This window comes from Clostridium algifaecis (assembly GCF_017874415.1).
In the GTDB taxonomy this organism is placed as follows: domain Bacteria; phylum Bacillota; class Clostridia; order Clostridiales; family Clostridiaceae; genus Clostridium_B; species Clostridium_B algifaecis.
In genome coordinates, this window is sequence record NZ_JAGGLM010000013.1 from 33,850 (window position 1) to 48,704 (window position 14,855).

Sequence of the window (14,855 nt, forward strand, 5' to 3'; positions counted from 1 at the left end):
GTCAACAACAATAGCTACTTGCAACATTCGTTTCTTTCTAAAATATCTGATACATCTAAAAAAATATAACTGCATCAGTTTGAATGCTATAATTATAAACATTAGTATTGTTTCTACGCCTGTAGGGCTATAAAGAAAGCAATGGTCTAATGCCATTCGTTACTTAATCTTTTGACCACATATTGAAACCTGATAATTACCATACAAACTAATTCTGTCCATAAGATTGTTTAGTGCCTCAAGGCTAGTTGTTTCAATTTTTATATAATAACAAGCATCAGAAGTCACTTTATATGCTTCAACAATAGAAGTTTCATTTGCTAAAAGATGTAAAAAATCTTGATGTTTAAAGGATTTCATATATATTTTTGCTATTGCAACTAAAGAAATACCAAGCCTTTTGCTATTTACTTTAATCGTAAATTTCTCAATAATTCCCTGATCAATTAAATTATTAATTCGAATACCGACTGCTTGCCCAGTCATGTGAGTTATCTTACCTATTTCCTTATAAGATATATTAGAATTATCAATTAAAATATTTATAATTTTCAAATCTGTTTCATCCATATTAATAATCCATTTCCTCCCAAAAACTAATTTTTAAAGACTATTGTAGTATAACTTTTTCAATGTGAAAATAATTTGTTCAAAAGCTTTTCTCTACAAAATTGTTTAATTGTATTAATTATACTAAAATTAGTTTAGAAAAACAAATTTGTGTACAATAATTAAATTTCTTTTGTTAGTGGATCTTACCAATAATAAGGGAGGCAGGAAAAATGGGTAAAGGTAAAGGAAGTAAAAAGTTATGTAAACTAGCCACTATATTATTTATAATTGCTAATGTATTATGGGGATTGGTTTTTTTAATGCCCTTTATGCCATTAAGTATTTCGATGAAAGCAATTTTAATACCAGTACTAGCAGTAGTTGGTGAAATTACACTATGGATTTCAGTAGCACTAGGTGGCAAAGAATTGGTAGTTAAATATAAAAAGTATTTTAATCCAAAATATTGGTTTAAAAGCAGGAAAGAAAGTGTAGACGAATTGGGGGTGAAAAAATGAAAAAAATATTGCTTTTAGGAGAAATAGATGTAAATTGTTATTTTATAGAACATAATAGGAAATGTTATATTGTTGACCCAGGATATGAAAAAGAAAAAGTTATAAAATATGTAGAAGAGAATGAATTAGAAGTACTAGGGATACTTTTAACACATGGTCATATAGATCATATTGGAGCTATTGATAGTTTTAATGTGCCTATTTACTTACATGAAAAAGAATATGATATTTTGCAAGAAAATTATACTTATGGATTTGAATACTATGGTAAAGTAAAGCCTTACGTACTAGAAGATCTAGATATAAGAATTATTGATGAAAACTCACAACTTGCAATTGATGAAAGGCTTATAGAAGTAATTTATACCCCTGGTCATACAATTGGAGGGTTAAGCTTCAAATTTGGCCATGATCTATATACTGGGGATACACTTTTCAAAGGTACGGTTGGTAAGTGGGAATATCGAACTGGTGATATTAATACTCTAGGAAAAACCATTATTCGGCTAATCGATACTCTTGATGAGAAAACCAGAGTACACCCAGCTCATGGCCCAAGTTCAACCATTGGAGCTGAAAAAAATAGTAATTTTTTCTACTTAAAGTGGAAAAATGATCAAATATAAAAGTAAACAACAAGAAGTATTAGAAAAATGAAGGAACAGAAGGTGTAAAAATCCATCCTTCGCTGCTAGAGATAGCACCGAATGCTAAAGTTGTTAAAAAGATATTCGCAGATAGTTAGTTTAAATAGTATTTTTTATTTATGTAAACCATTTGGGTGATGCACACATTCAGCATTACTCAAATGGTTTGTGAAAAATTTGAAAAGCTCCCGTCTGAGATACTCCTCTATTTACCAAACTTCTCAATGTAAAGAGGGGTGATGACTGTGTTAAGATAGATTCGAAGCATCTTTTCTATATAGAACTCAACATCAAAGCTGTCTCCACATAGTCCCCATTCAAATATTACACCTTTTGCTACCATACAAATATTTGCACCTATCTCTTCGGCACTTTCATCAGTTTTTACATATCCAAGGTTTTGTGCATGAACCACCTGTTGAAGAATAAGCATTGAGTAGCTTTCTCCAGACATATTATCTCGATTAAGTAATAAAGAATTTTTAATATTATAATAGCTTCTAACATATTGCACACCTATTTGTTTTGTATATCTAATATTATGTAAATGAATTTCAACAATGATATCTATAAAATTATCTTTGTGCAAAGACATTTGATTATCAAAGCTATACTCATCATAGCATGCGTGCATATAAAAAGCAATTAAACTTTCCTTAGAATCAAAATAATGAAAAAATGTACCGTTAGAAATTCCAGCTAATTTACAAATATTTTTCACTGTTAGATGTGATATATCATTTGATTTTAGAAGCTCAATAGCCGCATCTAAAATTTTTTGTTTTGTTTTTTTTGATTTGATTTCTCGTGGGGTTGATAATTCCATATATAACTCTCCTAAATAAATTTTGTTAGTAAGCAATAATGAAAACCTTACTATTCATATATTAACACAAAATAGATAAATTTGCATTGACAAATTAATAACAAATTGATAATCTATATTTAAATCTAGAGTTTACTCTAATTCATTAAATTAAAATTATCGCAAATAAAATTTTATGGAGGATGTTTTGATGAATAATTACTTAAACTTTAAAGGAAAAAATTGTGTAGTAACTGGTGCAGCAACTGGGGTAGGAAGAGCAGTAGCCACTAAGTTTATGGAACTCGGGGCTAATGTTTATGCCATGGATATTAATAAGGTATCGGATGTGACTAAGTACATAAAAGTTGATTTATGCCGAAAAGACCAAATTGATAATGCAATTACTCAGCTACCTGATAAAATAGATGTATTAATTTCTAATGCTGCACTAGCTGGCACTACCTTTATGGATTATGTTTTTACTGTGCCTGAGGTGTTTTCAGTAAACTATATTGCTTGTAGATATTTAGTTGAAAGTCTTATACCTAGGATGCCTAGAGGAAGTAGCATTGCAGTGGTTTCTTCAACTACAGGAGAAAACTGGAAAGATAAAATGGATTTATTAGGAGACTTATATGAAAATGGAGACACCTTTGAAAAGGCAGTAGTTTGGGCAGAAAACCATATTTATGATGAAAGAGTATTTAATGGCACTGAAAGACCTGACTGTTTATATACTTTCAGCAAGGAGGCTCTTATATATTTTGTAAAAAGAGCTAGTTTTGATATTCTTAAGAAGGGAGTACGAATAAATGTTTTGTGTCCAGGTGGAATTGATACTCCTATGGTAGATGAAATAGCTCGCATTGTAGGAACACATGAATATGATAAAGCTGCAACAAATCCGATTATGGATCGAGCTGCTACCCCTGAAGAAATTGCAGATTGTTTACTATTCTTAAGCAGTAGCCTATCATTTAGCTTAAATGGTTGTGATATTACAGCTGATTTTGGATTCACCCCTGGAGTAATGTTTCAAAGATGCACACCAAATGGAGAATTTATATAAATAACAACATAAATTAATATTTTAAAGGATTGGTGAAAAAATGAAAAAAACTAAATTTTCAGGTTATAAAGTTGCTTTTGGAGCTTTAATAGTATTGTTTGTTCATAACGGAATAATGGGTACGCTTGGTCTCTTTTTACCAGAGATTTCAACAGGGTTAAAAGTACCTATTAGTCAGGTTTCACTTGGATTAACAATTTCATCTGCTGTTGCATTTATTATAAGTTTGTTTGTAGGTAAATTATTAATAAAATTTTCTCCCAAATATATTCTTTTGTTAGGATCGATAACAACCTGTTTACAATGCTTTGTTTATGGAAGTGCATCTTCCCTATGGATACTATATTTGGGATCTGTAATAGAAGGGTTTACAACTGGAATTGCTACAACTACATGTATCGCTGCATTAATTAAACAATGGTTCGTTGAAAAAAGATCTTCAATGATTGGTTATGTATTTGGAGGAGCAATGCTCGGAAGTGCATTGTTCATGACTTTAACAGGAATATTGATTCAAGGAATTGGCTATAGACATACATATTATGTACTTGGAGCAATAGCAATAATTATTGCTATACCTGCTAATATTATTTTTATCAAAAAGGGGCCTGAAAAACTTGGACAGAAGCCACTTGGATGGGAGAAGGAAGAAGAAATTGAAGCTGCATTAAACGCTGAAACCCAAAATGCAAAAGGAGTAACTTTAACTCAAGCGACAAAAAGTCCTTCTTTCTGGTTAATTTTGCTTGTGGGCACAATTTTTGCTGGATTAAGTATTGGGTTTGCAACATTTGTTCCTTCGTTCTGGCAGGAAGAGGGGATGGATCCAGTTAAATCTGCTTACTTGATTACTATTTATAGCTTGGTAGCCACTATTGCAACAATTGCATCTGGAAAAATTGCTGATAAATTTGGGAATAAAGTATTTGTTACCTATTTACATTTAGCCTTTATTGCAGCTATGGGTTGTGCAGTATTATCTAGAGGAAACTTATCTCCAATATTTGTTGGTGGTTCAATACTGTTTGCTGCAATTGCATTTCCAATTTATACAACTATAATTCCTACAATTACATCAGAAATTTTTGGGAGTTTAGACTATGAAAAAATAACTGGTATATTTATGGCAGGATTATATATTGGACTTTGCTTGGTATCACCAATATGTGGTTATATTCATGATATAACAGGAAGTTTTTCATCATCATTTATTTTCCTAGGTGTTGCTGCACTTATTTCATTGATATGTATACTAATAGCCTTGAAATTATCACCAATGAAAAAGGTGAGTAATAACTAGTTAGATAAGATTGGAGATAAGTTTGAAAGAAATGCTTTCATGACGTTTTGCTCCTCAAGAAAGGAATGATCATAATTATGAAATATAAAAATATGTTAGCAAAAGGAAGAATAGGATCTCTAGAAATAAAAAACAGATTAATAATGCCCGCTATGTCAGAGACATTAACTGATAAATATGGCCAGTACATGGAAGATGAAAGAGCGTATTATGAAGAAAGGGCAAAAGGTGGAACAGGACTAATAATCACCTCCTTTTGTGCAGTTGATCCCAAAGGCCTAGGAGCTCCAAATCAGTTGGGAGCATATGATATTTCTCAAGTAGTTGGATTGAAAAAAATCTCAGATGGCGTTCATAGATATGATGGAAGGATTTTTTTACAGCTTCACCATGCAGGCCGTGCTGCTAGTTCAGATGTTATTGGAGAGCAACCAGTTGGACCTAGTGCAATACCTTGTCCACTAGATTTTGGTGGCACACTTGAAATGCCAAGGGAAATGTCAAATGCTGAAGTGAAAGAAATGGTAAACAAATTTGTGTTTGCAGCAAAAATTGCTAAGAGAGCAAATTTCGATGGTGTGGAATTACATTGTGCTCATTCTTATTTATTAAACCAATTTATTAGTCCACTTTCTAACCAAAGGACAGATGAGTATGGTGGAAATACAGAAAATAGAGTAAGAATAATTAAAGAAATTATTAGTGGAATAAAAGAAACTTGCGGCCAAAATTTCCCGGTTTCAGTTAGGTTATCAGGAAATGATGGGATTGAGGGTGGAATAGATATTGAAGAAGCTGTTAAGATTGCAATTCTTATTGAAAAATATGGAGCAGATATTATAAATGTATCCGCTGGTGGATATGAAGCAACTCAGCTTTGCATACCAACTGCAGGTTATGAACAAGGATTAAACGTATATTTGGCCGCAACAATAAAAAAAGCTGTTAGAATTCCAGTTGCAATTGTTGGAATGATAAGAGATTACGATTTTGCAGACCAAATTATAGAAAAGGGAGATGCTGATTTTATATGTATGGGCAGACCACACATAGCTGATCCGTATATTGTAAATAAATTGGAGACAGGGCGAGAAAAAGAAATCAGACAATGTATTACTTGTTTGCATTGTGTAGAATCAGCAGACGAAGGAAGAATGGCTTGCGCAATTAACCCAGTACTAGGATATGAAAAAGATTTTAGGAATTTTCATAAGAACGGTAATGGCAAAAATGTTGTAGTTATTGGAGGAGGTCCAAGTGGATGCGAAGCCGCAAGAGTTTTAGCAATAAGAGGATATAGGGTAGTATTGTTTGAAAAGAAAAGCAAACTTGGAGGACAGGTTAATCTTGCTGCAGTTCCTCCAAATAAAGAAAGGATGTATTTATTATCAGATTACTACACATACATTCTTGAAAAACTTGGAGTAAAAATAGTATACAATACTGAAGCAAATCTGGAAAATGTTAAGGCTAATAATCCTTATGCGGTATTTATTGCTACTGGAAGTGGCCCTGTAATTCCGCCAATTGAAGGGATAAAATCCGAAAATGTATTGACCGCTGAAAGCATTCTTGAAGGAAATGTTAAGCTTGAAGGTAAAAGAGTAGCAATTGTTGGTTCGGGAAATACTGGAATTGAAACAGCAGAATACTTACTTCACCTTAATAATACAGTTACTTTGGTTGACATGCTGCCTGAAATTGGAATGTTGGCAAGTACTAGTGGCATGTATGCGTTAGCTGATGTTATGAAATCTGGTGTTGAAACCTTAGCAGGACACAAACTGTCATCAATAAATGGAACATCCGTTGAATTCATTAATGTGGAGAACAATGGGAAAGTAACTAAGGAATTTGATTATGTTATATTATCTCTAGGGGTACGAAAAATAGATACTCTGTTAAAAGAGATGACAAGAGAGTTTAAAAGGGTTAAGGCAATCGGAGATGCATATCAAACTGGCAATATTGCATCTGCAGTAAAAAGCGGATTTTATGCAGGTTATTTCTTTGAAGATGAAATAGATGAAATGGTGTAGATATATACATAATTGAATAGTTAATATTAAGGGGAATACATGATCACTCAACGTTTAATAAGTGTTGGGTGATTATTTTACATTGAATCTCGAGCACTGGATTTTCTTTGTATAGTAAAGAAGATTTATCTGTAAGTAGCAAATTCGATAATATAAGGGCATTGCTTCATTAGGTGACAAATCCAGTTAAGCTGAAAGCCTAGTAAAAGTAATCATCAAGGAGCCTTCTAGCTATTTACTGTCCGTATAAGAAATTATATGTATAAAGTGTGGTGACAAAGTGTTTGAAAAAATGTGAGCAAAAATACAGGGGGTAACATAAAGTGAATCCTGCTGTATAGTAAGTGGGTCTAATAATTAATATTAGAAGGAAAATAATTCTTACTTTGAGCATAGTTGGCAATAAAAAATATAATGCTTGTCTACAATAAATATTAATGCTAAAATAAAAATGTACAATAAAATTAAAGATTATAGGTGGAGGATTTTAAGTGAAACTTAGAAAGGAATGTACTTGCCCATTAGAAATTACACATGATATTTTAAAAGGGAAATGGAAAACAGTTATTTTATGGCAATTAAAACATTATGGAAAAACTTCTCTTTCTCAATTAGAAAAAGATATTAAAGGGATCAGCCAGAAGATGCTACTTGAACAATTAAATGAATTACGAGATTTTGGCTTGGTAGATAAAATACAGCATGACGGTTATCCATTAAGAGTAGATTATTTCCTTACGGAAGGAAGAGGAGAAAAGATAATAAAGGCTTTGGAAATCATGCAAGAAATAGGTGAAGAATATTTAAATGAAAAAATAAAAAGCATTGATACTTAAAGTATTCAAGTATTGACGTTTTTTACTATTAGATTAAATTATGATACACACAAAAAAGTGGGTAATTTTCAAAATAAATTATTGATGATATTATAAACCTATCAAAGCTTTAGAGATAAAGATACAAGGCTAATAAGCTGAAGGAGTTTGAGGGTAAATATAATGAAAAAATTATTACTACACGGGGAAATACCGGTTAACTGTTATTTTATTGTTCATAACAATAAGTGTTATATAGTTGATCCAGGATATGAAAAAGAAAAACTTTTAAATTATGTTAAGACAAATAATTTAGAAGTTTTGGGGATACTACTAACCCATGGTCATATAGATCATATAGGTGCAATAGACTGTTTTGATTTACCTGTTTACTTGCACAAAGATGAATATGAAATATTATGTGATAATCATAAAAATGGATTTGAGTTCTATGGAAGAGAGAAAACATATTCATTAAATGATATAAATATAGTAAAAATTGACGAAACAACTGTTTTACCGCTTGGTGATAAAAATATTAAAGTGATTCACACACCAGGACATACTATTGGAAGTGTATGTTATAAGATAGATGATGATTTGTATACAGGAGATACTCTTTTTAAAGAAGCTGTTGGTAAATGGACTTTTCCAACAGGAGATTTAGATACTCTTAAAAGGTCAATAATTCACTTGATTGATAGACATAAGAATTTTATTAGAATACATCCAGCACATGGAGAGAGCAGTACAATAGAATATGAAAAACAATTTAATTATTTTTATAAAATATGGAAAAATGAAAAATTATAAATTTTAGGAGGTTTTTATTAATGAAAAAAGCACTTTTAGTTATTGATTTACAAAATGATTATTTTGAAGGTGGTAAGTTTCCGCTATGGAATACTGAAAAAACATTAGAAAACATAGAAAAAGCAATAGTAAAAGCAAATGATAAAAATATACCAATAATATTAATTCAGCATATTGCAGATAGCAGTCAAGGTATAGCTCCATTTTTTAATGAAGGTACTCATGGAGCTGAAATTCATCAGAGAATATTAAAAGCTGCTCCTAATGCAAAAATAGTAATTAAAGCATTTGCTGACAGTTTCCATAAAACAAATTTAGAAGAAGTATTATCAGAACTTGGAGTAGAAGAGCTTCTTGTATGCGGAATGATGACACAAAATTGCGTAACTCATACAGCTATTTCTAAGGAAGCAGAAAAATACAGTGTAAAAATATTACCAGATTGCTGTACAACTATAAATGAGCCAATACATCTAATAGCACTTCATGCAGTATCAACACGAACTGAATTTATTAATTCTGATGAAGCATTAATGTAGAATTTACTATAATAAATAAAGGAACATACTGCTATGATATATACAATGGCAATAGTATTAGCTGTTTTTTTAGCCTTGAAGCGTTTATATACGCCTCAGGGCTTTTTTTATTATATAGGAATTTTCTATTTTTTGGCCTCAAAAAAATGCCCGGTAGGGCTTGAAAAAACTTATGCGCAGCCTTTGTTGAAAATATTAACAGGTAAATAATTACATGACTTAAAAGCGATAATAATGTAAAATATACTAAAGTATTTTTCAGAGGATAAGAAGATATGGGAGTAATTAAAAAGATTTTTAAAGAAAATTGGAATGAGTTTACAATATTATATTCTGATAAGATAAGAAAAACTATATTCAAGGAAGTAGAAAAAATGCTTGAGTGTGGTTCTTTAGAAAAAGGGTTTATAGAATTTAAGTGCGAAGCATGTGGAGAAATAAAAAGAGTAGGATTTAGATGTAAAAGTAGGTTTTGTACATCATGTGGAAAAATAAGATGTGATGATTGGGCAGAAGAAATGACTGGAAGATTAATAAATGTAGTACACAGACATATGGTTTTTACAATACCAAAAGAACTCAGAAAAATATTTGCAGAAAAAAGAGAGTTACTTTGCTTAATACCACAATGTGCAGCTAAAGCAGTAATAAGCTACTTTAAGGATAGAAATAAAAAAGAATCATTTACCCCAGGAATAGTATCAGTAATACACACATTTGGAAGAGATTTAAAATGGAATCCACATGTACATATGCTTGTCACCGAAGGTGGAGAGGGTAATGTAACTATTTTTAAGAAAATGAACTATATAAGTTATGAAGCATTAAGAAAAAGGTGGCAAAAGCTTCTTTTAGACGAGTTAGAATTAAAAATGATAAATAAGAAGAAGTGGTTCAGAGAATTAAAAAATAAAATATATAAGAATACAAAAGAAGGATTTTATGTATATGCAAAAGGTATAGTTAAAACAGCAGAAGCTGCTTTAAAATATGTGGGAAGATATGCAGCAAGACCGGCTATTGCAGAATCGAGAATAATTAAGTATGATGGAAAAAAAGTTACGTTCTATTATGAAAGACATGAAGATGGTAAAAGAGTAGAAGAAACATTGGATGTTATAGATTTTATAGGAAAATTAATAAGACATATTCCTGAAAAAGGGTTCAAGATGATAAGATATTATGGAATATATGCAAAAAGTAAAAAACATAGAGAAAGGTTTTTTAAATTAATGAGGGAGGCAATATTAGAAACGAAAAGAAAATTAAGAAAATGGAAGTATAGAATACTTAAGTATTTTGGAGTAGATGCGCTTGAATGCGATAAGTGCGGAGCACAAATGCGTTTCTATGATATAGTTTATGAAGGCGAAAGTATTAGAGAAAAATTGAGAAAGAAAATTTTAGATGATAATAAAAGGAAACTTGAAGAATTGATGCATACATATGGGGTGATAAAAGGACTAATTCATGATAAAATGGAACCACTATATATATAAATAAGGATGGAAAGTATAATGGGAAAAAAGAACAAAAAGATAAGAGATAAGCAAAGAGCAAAATTTAAAGCTAAAAGTGATAAGAGTAAAGAGTTAGAAGAATCAATACAATATGTATGCACTGAATGTGGAGAAGAAGAACTGATTCCAGAAGGAGTAGTACAATATTTTGATATTATGGATGATGGGGATATATTAGAACCGCCCACTTTTACTTGTGAAAAATGTGGTGGACTAATGAAACCTAAGAAATATGAAGGAGTTCATGGTATAACTTATGAACTTTAAAATGCGATAGCATTCTGAATGCTTTCGCGTTTGGTTTAAGTGTAATAAATTAACTTAAAAGTGATAATTATACTGAATGATTCAGAATGCAAGCTACCGCTTCAAAAGCGATAGCTATAAAAGCGTGGCTAAAAAGCCACGCCTATTTTATTATAAAACTAGAAAGGGTGTTAAAATGTACTATACATTAAATAATGGTGTATACATTGTAAATGGCAAAGTAAAAAGCTGTATTTATGACTTGAATGAATCGAAGTTATATAGCATTAACAAAGTATTGGCTGAAAAGGTTAATCAAATTAATAAAGGTCAAATAAGAGTGGACTCTGTAGATGAGGAGTTAAAAAAAGTTCTTGATAGTTTTGTTGCTCAAGGATTAATTAAGATGTCAGAATTACCGGAAACACATCAAATAGATGAAATAAAAGAGGACCGCTCAAGGTGTAAGTGTATTGTGTAAACTATAACTGTACCAAATTATAATTAAAAACCTGCCCACTAGTATTTTCCAAACCTTTTATACAAACAATATTTAGGTAATAATGTTGGGTATAAGAGGAAGTGCAAAGGGTGATAAACTTGAATGAAAAACAGGACATTATATTAAAACATATCAGAGAAGGTAAATCTCAAAGACAGATAAGCAAAGAAACGGGAATATGCAGAGAAACCATAAGAAAATATGTTAAAGATTATGAAAATAAGTTGATTGAAATTAATCATGACTTGGCTGAAATAGACAAAATAAATATTATCAATGATATAACAGCTAAACCTAAATATATTTCATCCCCAAGAGTGAAAAAGGCTTTAACCGATGAGGTTATAGAAAGACTCGAGCAATTTTTAAAAGAAAATGAGCAAAAGCGTCTAAGTGGATTATCTAAACAACAGAAGAAAAAAATAGATATGTATGAAACTTTGCTTGAAGAAGGATATAGCGTTAGTTATCCGTCTGTAGTAAATGCTGTAAACAGCATAGAAAGAAAAAAACGCGAAGCGTATATACGTCAAGAATATGCTCCAGGAGATATTGTAGAATTTGATTTTGGGGTAGTTAAATTTAAAAGGAATGATGGTAGTATAAAGGAATTTCAATTAGCAGTATTTACAGCAGCTTATAGCAATTACAGGTGGGCTAGGTTATTTCCAAAGCAGAATACAGGATGTTTTTTAGAAGCTCATGCCTCATTTTTTAAGCATATCAAAGGTAATCATAGAACAGTTGTATATGATAATACTAGAGTTGCGGTAGCAAAGTTTGTAGGGCATACAGAAAAAGAGCCAACAGAGGCACTTCTAAAGCTATCGCTATATTATAAATTTAGATTTAGGTTTTGTAATGCTTATAGTGGCAATGAAAAGGGGCATGTTGAGAGAAGTGTTGAATTTATAAGAAGGAAAGCATTTTCAGGAGAACGCACATTTACCTCATTAAATGAGGCTAACGCCTACCTTGATGAAGTGCTAAATAAATTAAATTCAAAAACCTTATCCAATTCTAATAAGTCACCGTTTCAATTATTAGACGAAGAACGAGAGTACTTATTACCAGATATGCCTTTATACGAAACAGCTACTATTTCGGACCTAAGAGTAAACAAATACTCAACTATTATGGTAGATTCCTGTTACTACTCAGTACCAGATGATTATGTTGGTACAATGGTACGTTGTAAGGTATATACTACTAAAATTCTAGTGTTTTATAATCAAGAAGAGATAGCTAGACATGATAAGGTTTATGGTCTTAACCTATGGCATATAGATATTACTCATTATGCTAAAACACTTTTTAGAAAGCCGAAGGCATTGGTTAATAGCACAGCCTTTAATCAAATGGATACCACCCTGAAAGAGATTTACTCTAAATATTTTAACAACAATGAACGAGAGTTTGTAAAGCTTATTGAATTAGTTGGTAATTACGGGCTTGTCTCTGTTGATAATGCAATAAAAAATCTACAAGAAGTATGTCCAACTAATATTAGTGTTGATAAAATTGAATTTATTTGTTCAAGAAAAGATGATCCTAAAATTATATATTTAGAAGATCATAATGATGAAATTATGAACAATTCACTTAATATTCTAAAAGATTTCAATAGTCTTTTAAACTAATGAGGGAGTGAATAATCATGGATTCTAAGAATTCATTTATTAGTGATATCAAAACATACGCTGAAATAATGAAACTAGGGGTTATAAAAAGTGATATTGAACTAGCAATTGAGGATGCTAATACTAGTAACCTTAGTTATGAGGAGTTCTTGTATGGGCTCCTTCAAAAAGAATGCGATATAAGAAACTATAACTTAACTCAAAGCAGAATTAGAACAGCTAATTTTCCATATAAGAAGTATTTAGAAGATATATCCATTGAGGATTTGCCAGCAGATGCCCAATTAAAACTGAAGCATCTTAGTAGCCTAAAATTCATAAAAGACGGACAGAATGTAATTTTTTCTGGAAATTGTGGAACTGGAAAAACTCACATTGCCATTGCTTTAGGAATAAAGGCATGTTTAGAAGGATATAAAGTATTATTTACAAATGTACCTCTTTTTATTACACAATTAAAAGAATTAAAATCAGCAAAAAATTTAAGATGTTATCAAAACAAACTTTCTAAATATGATTTAGTTATTTTGGATGAATTCGGATACATCTCTTCTGATAAAGAGGGGGCGGAGCTCCTATTTACTCACATTTCTTTAAGAGCTGGTCAAAAATCCACAATAATTACCACTAACCTTTCTTTTGATAGGTGGGGTGAAATATTTGGTGATCCTGTGATGACTGCAGCAATGACCGATAGGTTAACTCATAAATCTTATGTTGTTAACATGAATGGAAACTCTTACAGAATGAAAGAAACTAAGGCTTGGCTTAATAGTCTAGAAAATTAATTTCCATCTTTTGGTGGAAAGGATTTTAATTATAATATGGCATAAAAATTATGTATAAAATACAGTAAGTTTGCTTGGATTGAAATTACAAGTAAATGTAACTTGAGATGTATTCATTGCTACAATGAATCGGATATTCGTTGCGATAACATTATGTCGTTATCACAATTTAAGCAAGTTATTGATATTTTGCTTGAGATGGAGGTACCTAAAATACAAATAATTGGTGGTGAACCATTTTGTGATAAAACAGTACTTAGAAATATGCTTAGCTACACTGTCGGCAAATTTGAATACATAGAAATATTCACTAACGGAACATTAGTTCCTGAAATGTGGTTTAATTATTTGGCTGAAAATAATATTCATATTGCACTATCAGTGTATTCTTATAATCCAGAAATGCATGATTTGGTTACAGGAATTAAGGGTTCTTTGGAAAGAACTAATAAAACAATAGAAGAATTAAAAAGGCATGGAATATCATACAGAGTTTGTAATGTTTTGATGAAGAATATTGAATTGGGTGAAAAAACAAATGATCTATATACTCTTAGTGAGGAAAAAGATGTTGTGAGAATGTCAGGTCGTGCAAATTTTAATTTATTATCAGATGAACTGATAAAGAAAAAACTTATTACAAAGAAGTCATTCCAAAAACCTATAAAAAGAACATTTTGCAAAAGATTAATTTCAGGACATAATTGTTTTCGTGATAAAATATACATTTCGGCTAATATGGAAGTGTTTCCTTGTGTAATGGAGAGACGGATGAAACATTGTGTAATAGATGAACATAAGCAGATTATTTTAGATGACAATATACGGTATTTTACTAAAGATAAAGTTAACGAATGCTCTGAATGTGAGTATAGATATGCTTGTTTTGATTGTAGACCGAATTCACTAAGCGAAAATATATATGAAAAACCGTGGTATTGCACATATAATCCAAGACTTGCTGAATGGGAGGATGAAGATACATTTATTACTGAATTGAGAAATAATTGGGACGAAACAACAGAAAGTTGTTCTCAGATTAATCTGAGTTGATTTGGG

The 14,855-nt window shown here is 31.0% G+C and carries 16 protein-coding genes; 14 read left to right on the plus strand and 2 right to left on the minus strand.

The window, feature by feature from the left end; translation table 11 throughout:
• Positions 1-159: 159 nt before the first annotated feature.
• Entirely contained in the window at positions 160-570 is a 411-nt protein-coding gene (locus J2Z42_RS09880; RefSeq protein WP_209702472.1) for an Lrp/AsnC family transcriptional regulator, read from the minus strand.
• A gap of 212 nt (positions 571-782) precedes the next feature.
• Between J2Z42_RS09880 and J2Z42_RS09885 the strand changes: the two genes are divergently transcribed.
• Together J2Z42_RS09885 and J2Z42_RS09890 are read left to right on the plus strand one after the other, a co-directional pair.
• Complete coding sequence (locus tag J2Z42_RS09885; RefSeq protein ID WP_209702473.1) at positions 783-1,070, plus strand: transporter suffix domain-containing protein; 288 nt, start codon at positions 783-785, stop codon at positions 1,068-1,070.
• Positions 1,067-1,696 carry an MBL fold metallo-hydrolase gene (locus J2Z42_RS09890; protein WP_209702474.1) on the plus strand — a complete coding sequence of 210 codons (630 nt, stop codon included), beginning with the start codon at positions 1,067-1,069 and terminating at the stop codon, positions 1,694-1,696. The genes J2Z42_RS09885 and J2Z42_RS09890 overlap by 4 nt, the downstream gene beginning before the upstream one ends.
• Before the next feature lie 226 nt (positions 1,697-1,922).
• Here J2Z42_RS09890 and J2Z42_RS09895 read toward each other — a convergent pair whose 3' ends face one another.
• On the minus strand, positions 1,923-2,543 hold the full coding sequence (locus J2Z42_RS09895) for a TetR/AcrR family transcriptional regulator (RefSeq protein WP_209702475.1): 621 nt from the start codon (positions 2,541-2,543) through the stop codon (positions 1,923-1,925).
• A gap of 190 nt (positions 2,544-2,733) precedes the next feature.
• On the opposite strand from J2Z42_RS09895, the gene J2Z42_RS09900 reads away from it, so the two are divergent.
• From J2Z42_RS09900 to J2Z42_RS09955, 12 genes are all read left to right on the plus strand, one after another.
• The gene (locus J2Z42_RS09900; protein ID WP_209702476.1) at positions 2,734-3,594 is read left to right on the plus strand and encodes an SDR family oxidoreductase; all 861 of its coding nucleotides are present in this window, start codon (positions 2,734-2,736) and stop codon (positions 3,592-3,594) included.
• A 40-nt stretch (positions 3,595-3,634) separates the two neighbouring features.
• Positions 3,635-4,894 carry an MFS transporter gene (locus J2Z42_RS09905; RefSeq protein WP_209702477.1) on the plus strand — a complete coding sequence of 420 codons (1,260 nt, stop codon included), beginning with the start codon at positions 3,635-3,637 and terminating at the stop codon, positions 4,892-4,894.
• Positions 4,895-4,971: 77 nt separating this feature from the next.
• The gene (locus tag J2Z42_RS09910; protein WP_209702478.1) at positions 4,972-6,933 is read left to right on the plus strand and encodes an NAD(P)/FAD-dependent oxidoreductase; all 1,962 of its coding nucleotides are present in this window, start codon (positions 4,972-4,974) and stop codon (positions 6,931-6,933) included.
• Positions 6,934-7,424: 491 nt separating this feature from the next.
• Positions 7,425-7,769: a winged helix-turn-helix transcriptional regulator gene (locus tag J2Z42_RS09915; RefSeq protein WP_209702479.1), complete on the plus strand. Its 345-nt coding sequence runs from the start codon at positions 7,425-7,427 to the stop codon at positions 7,767-7,769.
• Positions 7,770-7,931: 162 nt separating this feature from the next.
• Positions 7,932-8,561 (plus strand): MBL fold metallo-hydrolase, encoded by a 630-nt coding sequence (locus J2Z42_RS09920; RefSeq protein WP_209702480.1) that lies wholly within the window; start codon positions 7,932-7,934, stop codon positions 8,559-8,561.
• A gap of 20 nt (positions 8,562-8,581) precedes the next feature.
• The gene (locus J2Z42_RS09925) at positions 8,582-9,100 is read left to right on the plus strand and encodes a cysteine hydrolase family protein (RefSeq protein WP_209702481.1); all 519 of its coding nucleotides are present in this window, start codon (positions 8,582-8,584) and stop codon (positions 9,098-9,100) included.
• 275 nt (positions 9,101-9,375) lie between these two features.
• Complete coding sequence (locus J2Z42_RS09930) at positions 9,376-10,599, plus strand: IS91 family transposase (RefSeq protein ID WP_209702482.1); 1,224 nt, start codon at positions 9,376-9,378, stop codon at positions 10,597-10,599.
• Between the two features lie 18 nt (positions 10,600-10,617).
• Positions 10,618-10,887 (plus strand): SIR2 family protein, encoded by a 270-nt coding sequence (locus tag J2Z42_RS09935; RefSeq protein WP_209702483.1) that lies wholly within the window; start codon positions 10,618-10,620, stop codon positions 10,885-10,887.
• Positions 10,888-11,062: 175 nt separating this feature from the next.
• Positions 11,063-11,347 carry a hypothetical protein gene (locus tag J2Z42_RS09940; protein ID WP_209702484.1) on the plus strand — a complete coding sequence of 95 codons (285 nt, stop codon included), beginning with the start codon at positions 11,063-11,065 and terminating at the stop codon, positions 11,345-11,347.
• A gap of 110 nt (positions 11,348-11,457) precedes the next feature.
• Entirely contained in the window at positions 11,458-13,008 is a 1,551-nt protein-coding gene (istA, locus tag J2Z42_RS09945; RefSeq protein ID WP_209702485.1) for an IS21 family transposase, read from the plus strand.
• Positions 13,009-13,025: 17 nt separating this feature from the next.
• Positions 13,026-13,796, plus strand: coding sequence for an IS21-like element helper ATPase IstB (istB, locus tag J2Z42_RS09950; protein ID WP_209702486.1), 771 nt, complete (start codon positions 13,026-13,028; stop codon positions 13,794-13,796).
• Between the two features lie 84 nt (positions 13,797-13,880).
• A complete protein-coding gene (locus J2Z42_RS09955; RefSeq protein WP_342590015.1) occupies positions 13,881-14,849 on the plus strand; it encodes a radical SAM protein in 969 nt (322 codons plus the stop codon).
• The last annotated feature ends 6 nt before the right edge of the window (positions 14,850-14,855 follow it).